Here is a 16,772-nt window from a genome sequence, read left to right as displayed (position 1 = left end):
CCGACACACAGCGGAATATCCGTCCTCCTGCAATGAGTGAAATCCTGAAACGCGTCGCCGATGTCATCGAGTCGCGCAAGATCGCAAATGGCGGCGACCCCGAAAAGTCCTATGTCGCTCGCCTGTTTTCCAAGGGCGATGATGCCATCCTGAAAAAAATCGGCGAAGAAGCCACGGAAACCGTGATGGCGGCAAAGGATGCCCGCGCCGGCGGCGATGCATCCAAGGTACTCTATGAATGCGCCGACCTCTGGTTCCATTCGATGGTGCTGCTTGCGCAATTCAACCTGAAACCGCAGGATGTGATCGACGAGCTTGCCCGTCGCGAAGGATTGTCCGGCATCGACGAAAAGGCTGCCCGGACCGAATGATCGATGACGTTGCCGTAAATACTTGTTCAATCATCCGCCATAGCTAACGGGAAATATCATGACCGACTGTATTTTCTGCAAGATCGCTGCCAAGCAGATTCCAACGAAAGCCATCTATGAAGACGACGATCTGATCGCCTTCCATGACATCAATCCCGCTGCTCCGGTGCATTTTTTAATTGTCCCGAAACAACATATTGCTACACTGGCTGACTGCAGTGAAAGTCATGCCGCGTTGTTGGGTAAAATGATGCTGTTGGCGCCGAAGCTCGCGAAGGAACAGGGCTGCGGTTACGAAGCTGCAGACGGCAGTATTGGCACCGGCGGATTCAAGACGCTGTTCAATACCGGACCCGACGGCGGACAGGAGGTGTACCATCTCCATCTGCATGTCATTGGCGGTCCGCGTCCCTGGCGCGGCCAGCGGTGAACCGGATCCGGCGGCAAGAAAGTATGCAACAGTATGAATGAGGACGCGCGCGTCCATTAGGAGAAAGCAATGGGTTCATTTAGCATCTGGCATTGGCTGATCGTTCTGGTGGTGGTCATGCTGATCTTCGGTACCAAGAAAATCAGCAACATGGGCTCCGACCTCGGCAAGGCCGTCAAGGGGTTCAAGGACGGCGTCAAGGGCGACGAGGAAAAAGCCGCCGCCGACAAGGCGACGATCGACGTCGAAGCGAAGGAAAAGAAAAGCTGATCACGGGCTTGACGACGACGGGCATGGAGCTCGACTCCATGCCGCGAATGCCAATACCGCCAGCTTCCCATCATGATTGATCTTGGTCTTTCCAAACTTGCGTTGATCGGCGTGGTTGCCCTGGTCGTTGTCGGACCCGAGCGCCTGCCGAAAGTCGCGCGCATGGCCGGCACGCTGTTCGGCCGCGCGCAGCGCTACATCAACGAAGTCAAATCCGAAGTCAGCCGCGAGATCGAACTCGACGAACTGCGCAAGATGCAGAAGGAAATGCAGGAGGCGGCGACCAGCGTCGAGGAGACGATCGCGCAGAATGTCGCCGACATGCAGAGCGACGTACAGGAAGCGCTCTCCAATCCCCTGCTCGAACCGTCGACGCCGGATCAGATCGGAGTGAAAGCCAAGGATTTTCGCAAGAAAAAACTGGCTCGCACTTCGGCGGTTCCATCCTGGTACAAGAAGCAGAGCGGACGCCGCACCCATGTCATGTCCGGAGCGGCGCGGGTTGCAAAGTTTCGGCCTGCGGCAGCGCGCAAGTCCACTGCTTCATTTCACGACTGAGCCTTCAAGCATGCCGATCCGATCCAAACACCAGGGTCTTGCAGCATCCCAGACCGGGCTTCCGTTTAGTCGCGGCAGGGTTCGCAACGAACTTGGCCGCTAACCAATGCGTATTACATTTGCATAACACCTCCGTATGATCAACGACGACGACACGGCTGGTGCCGGAGATACCTTCATTTCGCATCTGGTTGAATTGCGCAACCGGGTGATGAGGGCATCCATTGCGATCATTATCGTTTTCCTTTGCCTGATGCCATGGGCGGGCAACATCTACGACCTGCTGGCCATGCCGATGATGGTTGCGCTTCCGGAAGGCAGCAAAATGATTGCGACCGGCGTCATCACGCCGTTCCTGATCCCGGTGAAGGTGACGCTGCTGCTTGCCTTCCTGATCGCCTTGCCGGTCGTGCTCTACCAGGCATGGGCCTTCATTGCACCCGGCCTGTACACCCACGAGAAGAAGTTGGTTGCACCGCTGGTGGTGTCGTCATCGCTGCTGTTCCTCGCCGGCGTCGCCTTCTGTTATTTCTTCGTGTTCGGCATGGTCTTCAAGTTTGTCAATGAATTCGCGCCGAAGTCGATCAACGTCGCCCCTGATATCGAAAGTTATTTCGGATTCGTGATGACGCTGTTCATCGCATTCGGCGTCACCTTCGAAGTGCCGATCGTGGTTATCGTGCTGGTACGCATGGGGCTGGTCACGGTGGAAAAGCTCAAGGAAGTACGCCCCTACGTGATCGTCGGCGCATTCGTCGTCGCTGCCGTGGTGACGCCGCCAGATGTCATGAGCCAGTTGCTGCTCGCGATACCGATCTGCCTGCTGTACGAGGTCGGCCTGCTGATCGCACCAGCCTTTGCCCGCGCGACGAGAGCGCCCGAAGAGGTCAGCGATCAGGCGTGAGATGTTGTTTGCATGCGCGCGATGAAAAAAGGCCGGCATTCGCCGGCCTTTGTTTTTCCCTGAGACCTATTTCCCGGATACCTATTTGGCTTGCCGCAGCCAATGCACGAGGGGATAAGCATCCTTGAAACCGGATACGATCTCCTTGCCGAGATCGGCGGGAATGCTCTTCTTCAAGCTGCTTTCTTTCCAGACAATGAAACTCTTGTGCTTGATGTACTCGATGTGCGGCACGTCGGGATCGAAGCCCTTCGGCGGTCTGGACAGTTTTCCTTCATCCTGGAGGTCGCCGTAGGTTTCCCTTAATTTCCGGTTCTTCAACACCTTGGAAAATCCCGCCGCATCTGCGATCACATGCTGGCGGATCGCACGCAGACGATCGGAAGGCGGCATGTACTCTCCGCCGGCAACCAGCAGCACGCCCTGTGCATCGACATGAAAATAATAGGCCGGGCCGCCCCCCTGGCTGGGTTTCTTCAGGCCGCTCGCCGTGATCGCCGCTGAAAATGTCGTCTTGTACGGGCTCTTGTCCTTGGAAAACCGCATGTCGCGGTTGATGCGAAACAGCGCTTTTTTCGGATTGCAGCCCGCCACTTCCGGATCGAACTTCACGATCTGGGGAATCATGCCGGACACCAGTTCAAGAAACTCGGCGCGCAGGATGTCATAGCGCGGCTTGTTCATGACGAACCAGGCGCGATTATTATTTTCGCCCAGCTCGGAAAGAAATTGGATCAGGTCGCGTGTATGCATAAAGGCTCGGTTGAAGAGAGACGGCTACTCCTGGTCCTCGCGCTTGGGCTTCGGCCGCTTGCCGACGGTGACATCAATCGTCGATTCCTGGGACTTGCGCATTACCGTCATCCTGGCCTTGTTACCCGGAGTGAGCTGCGCGATCAGGTTCAGCATGTCGGTCGTGTCGCTGACCGGCTTGCCTTCGACGGCGACGAGAATATCGCCCGGGCGCATGCCCGCCCTGTCCGCCGGACCGCCCTTGAGCACGCCTGCGATGATGACGCCGGACTTGCGGGTCAGGCCGAAGCTTTCAGCCAGCTCGGGCGTGATGTCCTGCGGCTCGACGCCGATCCAGCCGCGCACCTTTTGTCCCGTTGCAATGATGGACTCCATCACGTCCTTCACCGTGGTGACCGGAATCGCGAAGCCGATGCCCAGGGAGCCGCCGCTGCGCGAATAGATCGCCGTATTGATGCCCAGCAGGTTGCCGCTTGAATCGATCAGCGCACCGCCTGAATTGCCCGGGTTGATTGCGGCATCGGTCTGGATGAAGTTTTCGAAGGTGTTGATGCCAAGATGATTGCGTCCGAGCGCCGACACGATCCCCATGGTGACGGTCTGGCCGACGCCGAACGGGTTGCCGATGGCGAGTACCACGTCGCCGACGCGAGCCTGATCGGCGTTGCCGAGGGTGATGGCGGGCAGGTTCGGCAGGTCGATCTTCACCACCGCGAGGTCGGTTTCTGGGTCGGTGCCGACCACCTTGGCCACTGCCTTGCGGCCGTCCGCCAGTGCGACCTCGATTTCATCGGCGGTCTCGATGACATGGTTATTCGTCAGCACATAGCCTTGCGGACTGATCACCACGCCGGAGCCCAGGCTGAATTGCCTGTCTTCCTGCTGGTCGCCGAAGAAGCGGCGGAACAGCGGATCATCCATGAAAGGCGTCTTGGGCTGGCGCGCGCCCTTGGTGGTAAAGATGTTTACCACGGCAGGCATCGCGCGCCTTGCCGCTTCCCGATAGGAATCCTGCGCTGGCGCAGCAGCCGGCGCCTGGAGAATCTGGGCCGGGGAGGTGGTCACGTGCTGGCCGCGGCCGGCGCCGAGCAGGCTGATGGCCCATTCCGGCTTCAGGCTCGCTACAATAAACCAGAGCGCCAGGCCGACAGTAACGGTTTGGGCGAACAATAGCCAGAGACGTCGCATATTAAGGATAACGATGATGCGTAAGACGATAAGTAGAGACCAGCTCGCAAAACATCTGGAGCAAACGCTCGATATTAACCGTTTTCGCGACTATTGCCCAAATGGCTTGCAAGTCGAGGGGCGCAGCGAGATCGGCAAGATCGTCACTGGCGTAACCGCCAGCCTGGCCCTGCTGGAAGCGGCCGCCGATGCCGGCGCTGACGCCGTCATCGTGCATCACGGTTATTTCTGGAAAGGCGAGGATGCGCGCGTGATCGGACCCAAGCACCGGCGGCTCAAGTTGCTGCTGTCGCATGAACTCAACATGTTTGCCTATCACCTGCCGCTCGACATGCATCCGGAATTCGGCAACAACGTCCAGCTGGCGCAGCGCCTGGGGCTGTCGCCGGATGGCCGCTTCGGCGATGACAGCCTCGGATGGCTGGGCGTCGCGCAGGATGTCAGTCTGAAAACCGCCGGCGACTTGGCGCGTCATGTCGGTACGCGGTTGAATCGCGAGCCGCTGCTGATCGGCGACCCGGAGCAGCCGCTCGGTCGCATCGGCTGGTGCACCGGAGCGGCGCACGGCATGCTGGGAAATGCCATCGCCGCGGGTGCGACCCTCTTTCTGAGCGGTGAAATCTCAGAACCGACCGTGCATCTCGCGCGTGAAACCGGCGTTGCCTATATGGCATGCGGGCATCACGCGACCGAGCGTTACGGGGTGCAGTCGCTAGGCGAGCATCTGGCGAGCCGGTTCGACATCGAGCATGAATTCATCGATGTCGACAATCCCGTATGACCGCATTGCCCCGCAATAAACCGAAAGTAGGTCATTCCAATCGGAAGATGAAGGTATGATTACGCTAGGTGAGGAGTAATTATGCAAGAAGAAACATCGCGCCATCCAATCGGCGTAATGATCGTGGAGGACGATGCAGTCACACGCAAGGCGCTGTCGCTGGCAATCGAGTCGGAGCCGAAGCTCAGGCTGCTTGCCGCGCTCGAAAGCGTGAAGGCCGCGTTGACATGGCTCGAGGTGAATGTGCCCGAAGTACTGATGACCGACCTGGGCCTTCCCGACGGCTCGGGGCTCGAAGTCATTCATGCATGCACCAGCCGGCATCCGCAGACCGACATCATGGTGGTCACCATGTCGAGCGACGAGGCCAATGTGCTGGCATGCATTGAGGCCGGCGCCTCAGGCTATGTGCTCAAGGATGCCGGCAAGACCGACATCGCTCGCGCCGTGCTCGATCTGCGTTCCGGTGGCGCACCCATGAGCCCCGCGATTGCGCGCATGGTGCTGGCCAAAGTCCGCGGCGGCAATAAGCCGGTTGTGGCCAGAGAGCAGGACCCCGCGACCAGTCTGACCAAGCGCGAGTCGGCGATCCTGGACCTGATTGCCCGTGGCGACAGTTATGGTGAAGTCGCCAAGCTTCTTTCCGTTTCCGTCGGTACCGTGCAGACGCATATCAAGAACATCTACGGCAAGCTGGCGGTTCATTCCCGCGGTGAAGCCGTTTTCGAGGCTCACCGCCGGGGCCTGCTGCAGATAGGGCAGCCCCGCGTCCACAAGTGATTCCCAAGCCAGGCCGGTACGGCCATTCCCCGACGAGCTGAGGAATGGCTGCGCGCCTGCGCCTGAGCTGTGCCTATTTTTTCAGCGAATCGCGGATTTCTCTCAGCAGCAGGACGTCTTCAGGCGTCACTGCCGCGGCCGGTTCGGCCTCCGGCTCCTTGCGCTTGGCCTTGTTGAGAATCCGGATCATCTGAAAAATGATGAAAGCCAGTATCAGGAAGTTCAGCAGGATAGTCATGAAATTTCCGTAAGCCAATACTGCACCCGCTTTCTTTGCCTCGACCAGCGTAAGTGCCGTGCCCTGGCCATTGAGCGGCAGGTAGTAATTGGAGAAATCCAGGCCGCCGACCAGTCGGCTGACCACCGGCATGATCACATCCTGGACCATCGAATCGACAATCTTGCCGAACGCGCTGCCGATGATGACTCCCACGGCCAGATCGATCACGTTCCCCTTGATTGCAAAGGCTTTGAATTCCTGCAGCATTCCCATCGATTTTCCTTTCTTGTTTCATATAGTCGTCGGTGATGGACGCGCATGCCCGGATTTTCCCGTAGTTGCACGCCTCCCTGCGTCATTCTTGCAGAAAATGAACGCTTTCCGAAGGCGATGAACACTGTCTTTCGTACGCTCTTCTGTGTACTCCAAACAAAAAGTTCCCGTAATTTGCGCGAGGAAAAAGGGTTTCCCTTTAATTCAGTTCCGGCGTCCGTTATAATCTAAGGTTGCTAGAAGTTTCGTACAGATTTCGTATTTATAATGATTGGGGTTGGTATGAGTAACGAAAAGCAGGTCGATTCCGGTCGGCGTGGCTTGCTTGCCGCGACATGCGCGGTAGGCGGGGTGGCCGGACTGGCCACAGCGGGGGCATTTGTCTCCACCTTCCAGCCGTCCGAGCGCGCAAAAGCCGCCGGTGCTCCGGTTGAAGTCGATATCACCGGCCTTGCTCCAGGGGAGCTGAGAACCGTGGAATGGCGCGGCAAGCCCGTATGGATTCTCAAGCGCTCGCCGGAAATGGTCGAATCGCTCAAGAAAACCGATGCCGAAGTGGCCGATCCCAAGTCGGAACGCAATCCCGAAGAACTCACGCCCGAATACGCCCGCAACGAATACCGCTCGCGCAAGCCGGACATCCTGGTCGCCGTCGGTATCTGCTCGCATCTCGGCTGCTCGCCGACCACCAAGCTTCAGCCCGGACCGCAGCCATCCCTTCCCGACAACTGGCAGGGCGGCTTCCTCTGCCCGTGCCATGGCTCGACCTTCGACCTGGCGGGACGGGTATACAAGAACGTGCCTGCTCCTGACAACCTGGAAGTGCCGCCGCACATGTATGTCGGCGACACCAAGCTCGTGATCGGCAAAGACGAGAAAGGCGAAGCATAATCATGGCGACACAACAAAAACCGACCGGCACGCCCGTTCCCCTGTCAGGCAAGGCGCTGGCATGGATCGATGAGCGTTTCCCGCTGTCATCGACGTGGAAGGCGCACATCTCCGAGTATTACGCGCCGAAGAATTTCAACTTCTGGTACATGTTCGGCTCGCTGGCGCTGCTGGTGCTCGTGATCCAGATCGTGACCGGCATTTTCCTCGTCATGCACTACAAGCCGGATGCCAATCTCGCATTTGCATCGGTCGAGTACATCATGCGCGACGTGCCCTGGGGCTGGCTGGTGCGCTACATGCACTCCACAGGCGCATCGGCTTTCTTCGTCGTCGTCTATCTGCACATGACAAAGGCGCTGCTGTACGGTTCCTATCGCAAGCCGCGCGAACTGCTGTGGCTGTTCGGCGTCGGCATCTTCCTGTGCTTGATGGCCGAAGCCTTCTTCGGCTACCTGCTTCCCTGGGGACAGATGTCCTACTGGGGCGCGCAGGTGATCGTCAACCTGTTCGGCGCAATTCCGTTCATCGGCCCCGACCTGTCGCTCTGGATCCGCGGCGACTACGTGGTGTCCGACGCAACGCTGAACCGCTTCTTCTCGCTGCATGTGATCGCGATCCCGCTGGTGCTCATCGGCCTGGTCGTTGCTCACATCGTCGCCCTGCATGAAGTGGGCTCCAACAACCCGGACGGCGTCGAAATCAAGAAGCACAAGGATGCAAACGGCGTTCCGCTCGACGGCATTCCCTTCCATCCTTATTACACGGTGCATGACGTCTTCGGTGTTGCGATCTTCCTGATCGTGTTCAGCGCCGTGGTGTTCTTCGCTCCGGAAATGGGCGGCTACTTCCTCGAGTACAACAACTTCATTCCTGCCGATCCGCTGAAGACGCCTCCGCACATCGCACCGGTCTGGTACTTCACGCCGTTCTACTCGATTCTGCGCGCAACCACATCGCAGTTCATGTATGCGCTGGAGCTCGGCGTCATCGCCTACGTCGCCCTGGTCGTGCTCAAGTCCCGTCTTGCAAGCCCGATCAAGATGGCGGTCGCCGTCATCGGCGCTGTCGTCGTCATCGCGATGTTTATCTTCGACGCGAAGTTCTGGGGCGTGGTGCTCATGGGTGTGTCGGTGCTTATCCTGGCCGCGCTGCCATGGCTCGATCATTCGCCGGCAAAGTCGATCCGCTACCGTCCGACCTGGCATGGCTATGTCTACCTGGTGTTCGGCATCGCCTTCCTGGCACTCGGCTATCTTGGCGTCCAGGCACCGACTCCGATCGGTACGCTGGTTGCCCAGATCTGCACCTTCATCTACTTCGGCTTCTTCCTGCTGATGCCGTGGTGGAGCACGATGGGCAGCTTCAAGCCCGTGCCGGACCGTGTCACATTCCAGCCGCACTAAGCCGCAAAAAGGGATAACAGAACCATGAAATTGTTGAAGAAATTCATTGCGGTCCTGGCGTTCGTGCCGGCAATGGCGATTGCCGCCGAAGCGACTTTTCCGCTGGACTCGGCGCCCGACCGGACGACCGACCTGGCGGCATTGCAGAACGGCGCCAAGCTGTTCGTCAATTACTGCCTGAACTGCCATTCGGCATCGGCGATGCGCTACAACCGCCTGCGTGATATCGGCCTGACCGATGAACAGATCAAGAACAATCTCCTGTTCACTTCGGAAAAGGTCGGCGACCTGATGTCGATATCGATGCCGGCAAAGGATGCCAAGACCTGGTTCGGCGCCGTTCCGCCCGACCTGTCCGTGATCGCGCGGGCAAAGTCCTCCAGCGCGGGATCCGGCCCCGATTGGCTGTATACCTACCTGCGCACGTTCTACAAGGACGATAGCCGCCCGACAGGCTGGAACAACCTCGTTTTTCCCAACGTCGGCATGCCGCATGTCATGTGGGAAATGCAAGGTGTGCGCGCAGCCAAGTTCGTTGAGGAAAAAGATCCGCACGACGCTTCCAAGGTCGTTCACAAGTTTGCCGGTTTCGAGCAGGTGAAGCCGGGTACCGTGTCTTCGCTCGACTTCGACAACGCAACCGCCGACCTCGTCTCGTATCTGAGCTGGATGGGCGAGCCAGCGCAGAACAGCCGCAAGCGTCTGGGCGTGGTGGTACTGCTATTCCTCAGCTTTTTCCTGCTGCTGGCATGGCGCCTGAACGCCTCATATTGGAAAGACATCAAATAGCAATATGCGGCCCGTCGGTCCAAAAAGGCCGGCGGGCGTTAATTCTGGGGTGAGCCGTCCGACGTCTCACCCTTTTGTTTCTAAGGAACTACAAAATGATGGTTCTCTATTCGGGCACAACCTGCCCCTTTTCCCAGCGTTGCCGTCTCGTCCTGTTCGAGAAAGGCATGGATTTCGAAATCCGCGACGTCGATCTGTTCAACAAGCCGGAAGACATTTCGGTGATGAACCCGTACGGTCAGGTGCCCATTCTCGTGGAACGCGACCTGATTTTGTACGAGTCCAACATCATCAACGAGTACATCGATGAGCGCTTTCCCCACCCGCAACTGATGCCGGCCGATCCGCTGATGCGCGCGCGCGCGCGCTTGATGCTGTTCAATTTCGAGAAGGAATTGTTCGTTCACGTGCATACGCTGGAAAACGACAAGTCCAAGGGCTCGGAAAAAGTGCATGAGAAGGCGCGTGCCGAAATCCGGGATCGCCTGACAACGCTTGCTCCCTTGTTCCTGAAGAACAAATACATGCTCGGCGACGAATTCTCGATGCTCGACGTAGCTGTGGCACCGCTACTGTGGCGTCTCGATCACTACGGCATCGAACTATCCAAGACGGCTGCGCCTCTGATGAAGTACGCAGAGCGCATCTTTTCGCGTCCTGCCTACATCGAAGCACTGACGCCCTCTGAAAAGGTAATGCGCCGCTGATGGGAGTGCGCCATCCGCCGGCACCGGCATGTGGCGCATTTGCATTCCCGGCCAGGAAGCCATGTCCGAAATCTCTACAAAACCCTATCTGCTGCGCGCGATATACGAATGGTGTACCGACAATGGGTACACGCCTTATCTCGCCGCCGCAGTCGACGCGCAGACACGCGTGCCGCGCGAGTTCGTCAAGAATGGTGAAATCGTCCTGAACATCAGCTTCACCGCGACGAGCGGATTGAAGATGGAAAACGATGTCATCAGCTTCAATGCGCGGTTCGGCGGCGTCTCTCGTGAAATCGTGGTTCCGGTCGACAACGTCGTTGCCATCTATGCCCGTGAAAATGGCCAGGGCATGGCATTCGAGGTATCCAGTCTGCCCGCGCGCGATGAAGAGCCGCAGGTAGCCGACGATGCGCCGAAAGGTCCCGCACTGTCCGCCGTACCGTCGGGGAATGACGACCCGGTCGCGCCGACGGAAAGCTCCGACCCCGATGACAACAACGAGCCGCCAAAAAAAGGCGGAAGGCCTACCCTAACTCGCATCAAATAGCGTATAATTCGGGTCTTCAAGTTTTCGCCGGCTTAGCTCATTTGGTAGAGCAGTTGACTTGTAATCATCAGGTGGCCAGTTCGAATCCGGCAGCCGGCACCAGTAAAAAACCCGTGAATAGAAATATTCACGGGTTTTTTCATTTCAGAATGCTTTTCATGGTTTCGCATTCGATTCCGGCATCCCCATGCGAAGCAGGGATGCCGCAAGCCTGCTTCAGGATTTCAGCAGGCCTTGCAATTCGCCGGATTCATACATCTCCGTCATGATGTCCGATCCGCCGACGAACTCGCCTTTCACATACAGCTGAGGAATGGTCGGCCAGTTCGAGAATTCCTTGATGCCCTGGCGCACATCCGCATCCTCCAGCACGTTGACAGTGACGATATTGTCGACACCGCACGCTTTCAGGATTTGAATAGCGCGGCCGGAAAAGCCGCACTGCGGAAACTGCGCCGTGCCTTTCATGAAAAGCACCACCTGGTTCTGTGTCACGGTGTCTTTGATCCAGCTCTGTACGTCGCTCATGGTATGACCTCTGCAGATTGAAGATGGCTCCATTATAGGGAAAACCCGGCCCGCCGGCAGGCAATGCATGGCAGCGTGGCATGCGTCACCGCGCGCTCCTTTACCGCGAAGCGGCGGCGTCATTCAGGGCAAGCGCCCAGCCCGAAAGGGCCGGATGCAATGCTGCCGAAGTCGCAAGCGGACTAATCAGGCTTTCAGCTTGGCAAACGCGGCGGCCATCGCATTGTTGCCGACGGGCTGCGCACGCTGCTGATGTTGATGCTGGCCCAGGCGCTTGGCATCGGTGCGGTCCGCGCGCTGCTCCGGGCGCGCGCCAGAGGGCTGGGGCGAGTCGCTCAGGCGCATGGTCAATGCGATGCGGCGCCGCTTCTCGTCGACTTCCAGCACCTTGACCTTCACCACCTGTCCCGCCTTCACCACGGTATGCGGGTCGCGCACGAAGGTGTTCGACAGTGCGGATATATGGACCAGGCCATCCTGGTGAACGCCGATATCGACAAAGGCGCCGAATGCCGCTACGTTGGTCACCACGCCTTCGAGAATCATGTCGGGACGCAGGTCCTTGATATCCTCGACACCTTCCTTGAATGTTGCTGTGGTGAACTCGGGACGAGGGTCGCGGCCCGGCTTTTCGAGTTCCTTGAGGATGTCGGTGATGGTGGGAACGCCGAACTTGTCATCGGCATATTTCGCCGGTTGTATGGTTTTGAGAAGCTTGCCGTCGCCGATCACGCCCTTGACATCTTTTTTGATGTCGGCAAGGATGCGCTCGACCACGGGATACGATTCCGGGTGTACCGCCGATGCATCCAGCGGATTCTCGCCATTCATGATGCGCAGGAAGCCTGCCGCCTGTTCGAAGGTCTTGTCGCCAAGACGCGGCACGGCCCGTAGGGCGGCACGTGAAGTAAACATGCCTTTCATGTCGCGGTAATTCACGATGCTCTGCGCCACGCTGGTATTGAGTCCCGACACGCGGGCCAGCAGCGGGGCGGACGCGGTGTTCACGTCCACGCCGACCGCATTGACGCAATCCTCGACCACCGCATCCAGCGAACGGGCCAGCTGCGTCTGCCCGACATCATGCTGGTATTGTCCGACGCCGATCGACTTCGGATCGATCTTGACCAGCTCGGCCAGCGGATCCTGCAGGCGCCGGGCGATCGACACCGCGCCGCGCAGCGATACATCCAGTTCCGGCAATTCGCGCGACGCGAATTCCGATGCGGAATACACGGAAGCGCCCGCCTCGGACACGACGATCTTGGTGAGATTGAGTTCGGGATTCTGCTTGATCAGGTCTTGCGCCAGCTTGTCGGTTTCCCGCGAAGCGGTGCCGTTGCCTATCGAAATCAGGGCCACCTGGTGTTTCCTGGCAAGCTGCGCCAGCGTATGGAGGGAACCGTGCCAGTCGTTGCGCGGCTGGTGCGGATAGATCGTCGCGGTATCGACCACCTTGCCGGTCGCATCGACCACGGCAACCTTGACGCCGGTGCGCAGTCCCGGGTCCAGGCCCATGGTGGCGCGCGGGCCGGCCGGCGCGGCCAGCAGCAGGTCCTTGAGGTTGCGGGCGAACACATTGATCGCTTCGACTTCCGCGCGTTCGCGCAATGCCGTCATCAATTCGGTTTCGAGGTGCATGAAGGTCTTCACGCGCCAGGTCCAGCGCACGGTATCAGCGAGCCATTTGTCCGCCGGGCGGCCCTGGTTGCTGATGCCGAAGCGGACCGCGATCCTGCCTTCGCAGGGATTGTGCGGCGCATCCCATTTCGGCTTTTCCTCTTCGGAATCGAGGCGCAGCGTCACATTCAGGATTTCCTCGCGGCGTCCGCGGAACAATGCCAGCGCGCGATGGGAGGGAATGGTGCTGAGCGTTTCGGAATAGTCGAAGTAATCCGAGAACTTGGCGCCGGCATCTTGCTTGCCCTCGACCACTTTCGATTCGACCACGCCGTGTTCGGTCAGGTATTCGCGCAGCGCCTGCAGCAGCGTCGCATCCTCGGCGAAGCGCTCCATCAGGATCTGGCGAGCGCCGTCCAGCGCGGCCTTCGCATCCGGCACGCCGGGGTTGTCGCCGTTGTCGGTGCTGAACGCCGGCTTCAGGTACTTCGCCGCTTCCTCCTCGGGATTGAGCGACGGATCGCCGAGCAGCGCATCGGCCAGTTCGGTCAGTCCGGCTTCGGCGGCGATCTGCGCCTTGGTGCGGCGCTTCGGCTTGTACGGCAGATAAAGATCCTCGAGCCGGGTCTTGTCTTCGGCATGCGTGATCGCATCGAGCAACTCGGGCGTCATCTTTCCCTGCTCGTTGATCGAGGCAATGATGGCCGCGCGGCGGTCTTCGAGTTCGCGCAGATAGCGAAGCCGTTCTTCCAGCAGGCGCAACTGCGTATCGTCCAGGCCGCCGGTCGCTTCCTTGCGGTAGCGCGCGATGAAGGGCACGGTTGCGCCTTCGTCCAGCAGGGCGACGGCGGCGGCAACCTGTGCCGGCTTGGCGGCAAGTTCAATGGCGAGGCGTTGTTCAATCGAAGGCAGCATGGGATTCAGATAAGAAGAAAAACAAGCGGATGATGATACGCAAATTATGCAGGAGCGCCAGTCTTGACAGGCCGAAAATGCAGGAGCGCGACAGCGCATGAGCCTGCTTGCAGAAATATCAAGCCGGGTATCACCCCGGAAGCCGGCCGCCGCTCACGCGTTCGATGCCGGCGAGGTCGCGCCAGCTTTGCACCGACTCGAAGCCGCGTTCGGCAAGCAATGCGCGGACGGCTCGCGCCTGGTCGTAGCCGTGCTCCATCAGCAGCCATCCATGCGGCTGCAGGTGCGAAGGCGCGTCCCGCACGATGCTGCGCAGGGCGCTCAAGCCATCCGCATGATCGGTGAGCGCGTCCACCGGTTCGAAGCGGAGGTCGCCCTGCGACAAATGCGGATCGTGCGCAACGATATACGGCGGATTCGATACGACCAGGTCATGGCGCACGCCATCACGCAGCGCGGCATACCAGTCGCTGTGAAGGAAGCGGACGGCGCAGCCATGGCGTTGGGCGTTGCCGCGCGCAATTTCCAGCGCGGCTGTACTGGCGTCTAGCGCCGTGACCTCAACATCCGGTCGGGTGTGCGCAATAGCAATTGCGATTGCGCCGGTGCCGGTGCCGAGATCGAGCACGCGTCCATTCGACGGCAGTCTTTCCAGTGCCAGTTCGACCAGCAATTCGGTTTCCGGGCGCGGAATCAGCACGTCCGGCGTGGTGCGCAAGGCAAGGCCGAAAAATTCGCGCTCGCCGGTGATGTAGGCAATCGGCTCGCCGCCGATGCGGCGCCGGAACAGCACGGTCAGTCGGGCGGCTTCCTCATGGTCAAGCACGCGGTCGGACTGGGTAATCAGTTGCACCCGGGTTAGCGCGAGGCCATGGCAAACGAGAATCCTGGCATCGACCGCATCGATCGGCGGCCGGTTCAGAAGCGCGCCGATTGCCGTGCCGGGCGCAATCGAAAATGCGGAAGGCTTGGAATCGGAGGAGGGGGAGGGCATGGATGAGAGCCGGGCGGCCAGCGACGATCGGCGATCGGTTACTCAGCGGCTCTGCCGTAGCGCGGCCCAGATCAGCAGCACGGCAAGAATCGCGAACCAGATCAGCGACCATTGCGGAATCGACAAACCGATGATCGGTTCGTATTCGGCGCTGCACAGTCCATCGGCCTTGAACAGGAAAGGCATCAGTTCGGCGGTGAAGATCTTGTTGAGCGATGTTTCAAGCGGATCGATGCCGCAGGAGACCGCGGGATGGGCCTTCACCCACAGATGCCAGCCCGCGATGCCACCGCCGACCAGCGCCGCCAGCGCCGCCAGCAATGCTCCTGCCTTGGTAGCGGCACGCGGCAGCGCAGCGAAGATAAAGCACAGCAGACCGACCGTGACGAAGGCGTAGCGCTGCAGCACGCAAAGCGGGCAGGGCAGCATTTCCTTCACGTGCTGCAGATACAGGGCATAGGCAACCAGGGCAAAGCATATAACGCCGGCAGCAACTAGGACAGGTTTGGATGTTCTCATCTAGACAATGTTGTAAGTTGGTAATGCCATGTGACTAACATGGCGTCTGATAGTTCCAGGGCGCAACTATGCGAGGCGCCTCATGTGCAGGTGCATTATGCCTTGCAAGCGTTCAAGTTTCCTCGGCCAGCGTCGCCAGCAATTCCGCCTGGTGCTCGGCCATCAGCGCATTGGTCAGTTCTTCCAGATCGCCATCCATGATGAAGTCGAGCTTGTAGAGCGTGAGGTTGATGCGGTGGTCGGTCATCCTTCCCTGCGGGAAATTGTAGGTGCGGATGCGTTCGCTGCGGTCGCCGGAGCCGATCAGCGATTTACGCGTGGCGGCTTCCTTGGCTTGCTGTTCGCGCAGCTGCACATCCTTGATGCGCGCCGCGAGAACCTTCAGCGCCGAGGCCTTGTTCTTGTGCTGGCTGCGGTCGTCCTGGCATTCGACCACGATACCGGTTGGGAAGTGGGTGATGCGGATCGCGGAGTCGGTCTTGTTGATGTGCTGTCCGCCGGCGCCGGAGGCGCGGAAGGTATCGATGCGGATGTCGGCGGGATTGATGTCGACATCGGACACCTCGTCGGCTTCCGGCATCACGGCCACCGTGCATGCCGAGGTATGGATGCGCCCCTGGGTCTCGGTGGCCGGCACCCGCTGCACGCGGTGGCCGCCGGATTCGAATTTCAGCTTCGAATAGGCGCCATGGCCGACCAGGCGCACGATCACTTCCTTGTAGCCGCCGATTTCCGATGCCGATTCCGATACCATTTCGACCTGCCAGCGGTTACGCTCGGCATAGCGGGTGTACATGCGCAGCAGGTCACCGGCGAACAGCGCCGCTTCGTCGCCGCCGGTGCCGGCGCGAATCTCCAGGTAGATGTTGCGCTCGTCGTTTGGGTCCTTGGGCAGCAGCATTTTCTGCAGGTCGATTTCCGCCTGCTCGATGCGCACCCTGGCCGCGGTGATCTCTTCCTGGGCGAGTTCCTTCATGTCGGGATCGGCCAGCATGTCCTGCGCCGTCCTGATATCTTCGCCGGCCTGCACGTAATCCCTATACAGCGCCACCAGCGGACCGAGTTCGGCATGTTCGCGGGTGAGCTTGCGGTATTGATCCATGTCGGCGGTGACGCCTTCCTGCATCAGCAGGCTGTTCACTTCCTCGAGCCGCTCGGTGAGCTGGTCGAGTTTTGCAAGCATTGAAGGTTTCATAAGCGTGGCTCTGGTGAATTCGAATCTTGAAGGGGCGCCTGGGTGCGGCTTGCGGGGAGGTGGCGGGCACTGCATCGCCGATGCCTGCGAATCGGGGATCCGCGTTCGGCGAATCCGCAGGCCGGAAAGC

At 59.5% G+C, this 16,772-nt stretch carries 20 protein-coding genes and 1 tRNA gene; 13 read left to right on the top strand and 8 right to left on the bottom strand.

Annotation, left to right across the window (positions count from 1 at the left end; all coding sequences use genetic code 11):
• Positions 1–32: 32 nt before the first annotated feature.
• The 5 genes from RY831_RS20250 (at position 33) to tatC (ending at position 2,533) form a co-directional block, all read left to right on the top strand.
• Positions 33–371: a phosphoribosyl-ATP diphosphatase gene (locus tag RY831_RS20250; RefSeq protein ID WP_326508192.1), complete on the top strand. Its 339-nt coding sequence runs from the start codon at positions 33–35 to the stop codon at positions 369–371.
• A gap of 58 nt (positions 372–429) precedes the next feature.
• Entirely contained in the window at positions 430–801 is a 372-nt protein-coding gene (locus tag RY831_RS20245; protein WP_326508191.1) for a histidine triad nucleotide-binding protein, read from the top strand.
• Between the two features lie 69 nt (positions 802–870).
• Positions 871–1,071: a Sec-independent protein translocase subunit TatA gene (gene tatA / locus RY831_RS20240; RefSeq protein ID WP_326508190.1), complete on the top strand. Its 201-nt coding sequence runs from the start codon at positions 871–873 to the stop codon at positions 1,069–1,071.
• Between the two features lie 72 nt (positions 1,072–1,143).
• Entirely contained in the window at positions 1,144–1,629 is a 486-nt protein-coding gene (tatB, locus tag RY831_RS20235) for a Sec-independent protein translocase protein TatB (RefSeq protein WP_326508189.1), read from the top strand.
• A 136-nt stretch (positions 1,630–1,765) separates the two neighbouring features.
• Entirely contained in the window at positions 1,766–2,533 is a 768-nt protein-coding gene (gene tatC / locus RY831_RS20230; protein ID WP_326508188.1) for a twin-arginine translocase subunit TatC, read from the top strand.
• 81 nt (positions 2,534–2,614) lie between these two features.
• Here the strand turns inward: tatC and RY831_RS20225 are convergent, their stop codons facing one another.
• Both RY831_RS20225 and RY831_RS20220 read right to left on the bottom strand, forming a co-directional pair.
• Positions 2,615–3,286 (bottom strand): DUF2461 domain-containing protein, encoded by a 672-nt coding sequence (locus RY831_RS20225; protein WP_326508187.1) that lies wholly within the window; start codon positions 3,284–3,286, stop codon positions 2,615–2,617.
• Positions 3,287–3,310: 24 nt separating this feature from the next.
• Positions 3,311–4,474: a Do family serine endopeptidase gene (locus RY831_RS20220; RefSeq protein WP_326508186.1), complete on the bottom strand. Its 1,164-nt coding sequence runs from the start codon at positions 4,472–4,474 to the stop codon at positions 3,311–3,313.
• Positions 4,475–4,490: 16 nt separating this feature from the next.
• Between RY831_RS20220 and RY831_RS20215 the strand changes: the two genes are divergently transcribed.
• Together RY831_RS20215 and RY831_RS20210 are read left to right on the top strand one after the other, a co-directional pair.
• Entirely contained in the window at positions 4,491–5,255 is a 765-nt protein-coding gene (locus RY831_RS20215; protein ID WP_437126306.1) for a Nif3-like dinuclear metal center hexameric protein, read from the top strand.
• An 81-nt stretch (positions 5,256–5,336) separates the two neighbouring features.
• Positions 5,337–6,035, top strand: a complete 699-nt coding sequence (locus tag RY831_RS20210; protein WP_326508184.1) for a response regulator — start codon at positions 5,337–5,339, stop codon at positions 6,033–6,035.
• A 73-nt stretch (positions 6,036–6,108) separates the two neighbouring features.
• Here the strand turns inward: RY831_RS20210 and mscL are convergent, their stop codons facing one another.
• Positions 6,109–6,528, bottom strand: a complete 420-nt coding sequence (gene mscL, locus RY831_RS20205) for a large conductance mechanosensitive channel protein MscL (protein WP_326508183.1) — start codon at positions 6,526–6,528, stop codon at positions 6,109–6,111.
• 282 nt (positions 6,529–6,810) lie between these two features.
• Here mscL and petA point away from each other — a divergent pair, with 282 nt between their 5' ends.
• The 6 genes from petA to RY831_RS20175 all read left to right on the top strand — a co-directional run bounded on the left by petA (position 6,811) and on the right by RY831_RS20175 (position 10,973).
• Complete coding sequence (gene petA / locus RY831_RS20200; RefSeq protein ID WP_326508182.1) at positions 6,811–7,419, top strand: ubiquinol-cytochrome c reductase iron-sulfur subunit; 609 nt, start codon at positions 6,811–6,813, stop codon at positions 7,417–7,419.
• A gap of 2 nt (positions 7,420–7,421) precedes the next feature.
• The gene (locus RY831_RS20195) at positions 7,422–8,825 is read left to right on the top strand and encodes a cytochrome b (protein WP_326508181.1); all 1,404 of its coding nucleotides are present in this window, start codon (positions 7,422–7,424) and stop codon (positions 8,823–8,825) included.
• A gap of 24 nt (positions 8,826–8,849) precedes the next feature.
• Positions 8,850–9,614: a cytochrome c1 gene (locus RY831_RS20190; RefSeq protein ID WP_326508180.1), complete on the top strand. Its 765-nt coding sequence runs from the start codon at positions 8,850–8,852 to the stop codon at positions 9,612–9,614.
• Between the two features lie 95 nt (positions 9,615–9,709).
• Positions 9,710–10,321, top strand: coding sequence for a glutathione S-transferase N-terminal domain-containing protein (locus tag RY831_RS20185; protein WP_119769585.1), 612 nt, complete (start codon positions 9,710–9,712; stop codon positions 10,319–10,321).
• 61 nt (positions 10,322–10,382) lie between these two features.
• A complete protein-coding gene (locus RY831_RS20180) occupies positions 10,383–10,871 on the top strand; it encodes a ClpXP protease specificity-enhancing factor (RefSeq protein WP_326508179.1) in 489 nt (162 codons plus the stop codon).
• Positions 10,872–10,897: 26 nt separating this feature from the next.
• Positions 10,898–10,973: transfer RNA gene (locus RY831_RS20175), tRNA-Thr, on the top strand.
• A 114-nt stretch (positions 10,974–11,087) separates the two neighbouring features.
• On the opposite strand, the gene grxD is transcribed toward RY831_RS20175, so the two are convergent.
• The 5 genes from grxD to prfA form a co-directional block, all read right to left on the bottom strand.
• On the bottom strand, positions 11,088–11,399 hold the full coding sequence (gene grxD / locus RY831_RS20170; RefSeq protein WP_326508178.1) for a Grx4 family monothiol glutaredoxin: 312 nt from the start codon (positions 11,397–11,399) through the stop codon (positions 11,088–11,090).
• A gap of 186 nt (positions 11,400–11,585) precedes the next feature.
• Entirely contained in the window at positions 11,586–13,934 is a 2,349-nt protein-coding gene (locus RY831_RS20165; RefSeq protein ID WP_326508177.1) for a Tex family protein, read from the bottom strand.
• A gap of 130 nt (positions 13,935–14,064) precedes the next feature.
• On the bottom strand, positions 14,065–14,928 hold the full coding sequence (gene prmC / locus RY831_RS20160) for a peptide chain release factor N(5)-glutamine methyltransferase (protein ID WP_326508176.1): 864 nt from the start codon (positions 14,926–14,928) through the stop codon (positions 14,065–14,067).
• Between the two features lie 42 nt (positions 14,929–14,970).
• Positions 14,971–15,447, bottom strand: coding sequence for a disulfide bond formation protein B (locus RY831_RS20155; protein ID WP_326508175.1), 477 nt, complete (start codon positions 15,445–15,447; stop codon positions 14,971–14,973).
• 112 nt (positions 15,448–15,559) lie between these two features.
• Positions 15,560–16,642: a peptide chain release factor 1 gene (prfA, locus tag RY831_RS20150; RefSeq protein ID WP_326508174.1), complete on the bottom strand. Its 1,083-nt coding sequence runs from the start codon at positions 16,640–16,642 to the stop codon at positions 15,560–15,562.
• Positions 16,643–16,772: the final 130 nt, after the last annotated feature.

Source organism: Noviherbaspirillum album (genome assembly GCF_035916955.1).
Classification (GTDB): Bacteria; Pseudomonadota; Gammaproteobacteria; order Burkholderiales; family Burkholderiaceae_D; genus Noviherbaspirillum; species Noviherbaspirillum album.
Note: the sequence above shows the minus strand (reverse complement) of the source record. Positions and strands in the feature narration are given on the sequence as shown.

Bases quoted from the DNA above. Each gene is read 5' to 3' on its own strand.
- RY831_RS20250 (WP_326508192.1), top strand. From the start codon at position 33: ATGAGTGAAATCCTGAAACGCGTCGCCGATGTCATCGAGTCGCGCAAG.
- RY831_RS20245 (WP_326508191.1), top strand. From the start codon at position 430: ATGACCGACTGTATTTTCTGCAAGATCGCTGCCAAGCAGATTCCAACG.
- tatA (WP_326508190.1), top strand. From the start codon at position 871: ATGGGTTCATTTAGCATCTGGCATTGGCTGATCGTTCTGGTGGTGGTC.
- tatB (WP_326508189.1), top strand. From the start codon at position 1,144: ATGATTGATCTTGGTCTTTCCAAACTTGCGTTGATCGGCGTGGTTGCC.
- tatC (WP_326508188.1), top strand. From the start codon at position 1,766: ATGATCAACGACGACGACACGGCTGGTGCCGGAGATACCTTCATTTCG.
- RY831_RS20225 (WP_326508187.1), bottom strand. From the start codon at position 3,286: ATGCATACACGCGACCTGATCCAATTTCTTTCCGAGCTGGGCGAAAAT.
- RY831_RS20220 (WP_326508186.1), bottom strand. From the start codon at position 4,474: ATGCGACGTCTCTGGCTATTGTTCGCCCAAACCGTTACTGTCGGCCTG.
- RY831_RS20215 (WP_437126306.1), top strand. From the start codon at position 4,491: ATGCGTAAGACGATAAGTAGAGACCAGCTCGCAAAACATCTGGAGCAA.
- RY831_RS20210 (WP_326508184.1), top strand. From the start codon at position 5,337: ATGCAAGAAGAAACATCGCGCCATCCAATCGGCGTAATGATCGTGGAG.
- mscL (WP_326508183.1), bottom strand. From the start codon at position 6,528: ATGGGAATGCTGCAGGAATTCAAAGCCTTTGCAATCAAGGGGAACGTG.
- petA (WP_326508182.1), top strand. From the start codon at position 6,811: ATGAGTAACGAAAAGCAGGTCGATTCCGGTCGGCGTGGCTTGCTTGCC.
- RY831_RS20195 (WP_326508181.1), top strand. From the start codon at position 7,422: ATGGCGACACAACAAAAACCGACCGGCACGCCCGTTCCCCTGTCAGGC.
- RY831_RS20190 (WP_326508180.1), top strand. From the start codon at position 8,850: ATGAAATTGTTGAAGAAATTCATTGCGGTCCTGGCGTTCGTGCCGGCA.
- RY831_RS20185 (WP_119769585.1), top strand. From the start codon at position 9,710: ATGATGGTTCTCTATTCGGGCACAACCTGCCCCTTTTCCCAGCGTTGC.
- RY831_RS20180 (WP_326508179.1), top strand. From the start codon at position 10,383: ATGTCCGAAATCTCTACAAAACCCTATCTGCTGCGCGCGATATACGAA.
- grxD (WP_326508178.1), bottom strand. From the start codon at position 11,399: ATGAGCGACGTACAGAGCTGGATCAAAGACACCGTGACACAGAACCAG.
- RY831_RS20165 (WP_326508177.1), bottom strand. From the start codon at position 13,934: ATGCTGCCTTCGATTGAACAACGCCTCGCCATTGAACTTGCCGCCAAG.
- prmC (WP_326508176.1), bottom strand. From the start codon at position 14,928: ATGCCCTCCCCCTCCTCCGATTCCAAGCCTTCCGCATTTTCGATTGCG.
- RY831_RS20155 (WP_326508175.1), bottom strand. From the start codon at position 15,447: ATGAGAACATCCAAACCTGTCCTAGTTGCTGCCGGCGTTATATGCTTT.
- prfA (WP_326508174.1), bottom strand. From the start codon at position 16,642: ATGAAACCTTCAATGCTTGCAAAACTCGACCAGCTCACCGAGCGGCTC.